The following is a 431-nucleotide window of genomic DNA, read 5'->3' on the forward strand; positions in this document are numbered from 1 at the left end:
GCGCCACTGCTCGCCGGGTCGCTCCTCGACGAACGCGCGGAACGTCGTGCAGCGGTGGTCGCGGTCGCTCACCTGGGCTACCTCCTCCTTCGCCGGGTGCCATGTAACTAGCGCGCCGCCTCGCGCAGCCACGCGGAACCACCGGCAGAACCTGCCGGAAGCGTCATTCCGCCGGTGGTTCCTCGTGGTCGCCGGAGACTTCGGCGGGTGAACTTCGGGGCGACAACAGCGCCGAGGCAGAGGAGGTGGCCGCCATGGCTTCCCCCCAGGTCACCGAGGAACCGCCATCGCGGGTGGCGGCGAGCTCATTTCTGGCGGAGCTGCACGGACAACACCGGGAGCACCTCCTGCGGTTCACCCGCCGGCTGCTGCCCGGTGACCCGCACCGGGCGGAGGACGTCGTGCAGGAGTGCATGCTGCGGGCGTGGCGG

At 71.2% G+C, this 431-nt stretch carries 1 protein-coding gene; it reads left to right on the forward strand.

Annotated elements, in window-relative coordinates:
* Positions 1 to 254: 254 nt before the first annotated feature.
* On the forward strand, positions 255 to 431 hold a 177-nt coding region (locus ADL03_RS45040), incomplete at its 3' end, for an RNA polymerase sigma factor (RefSeq protein WP_304438792.1).

Origin of the sequence: Nocardia sp. NRRL S-836, from assembly GCF_001279525.1 — a bacterium.
Lineage (GTDB): Bacteria > Actinomycetota > Actinomycetes > Mycobacteriales > Pseudonocardiaceae > Lentzea.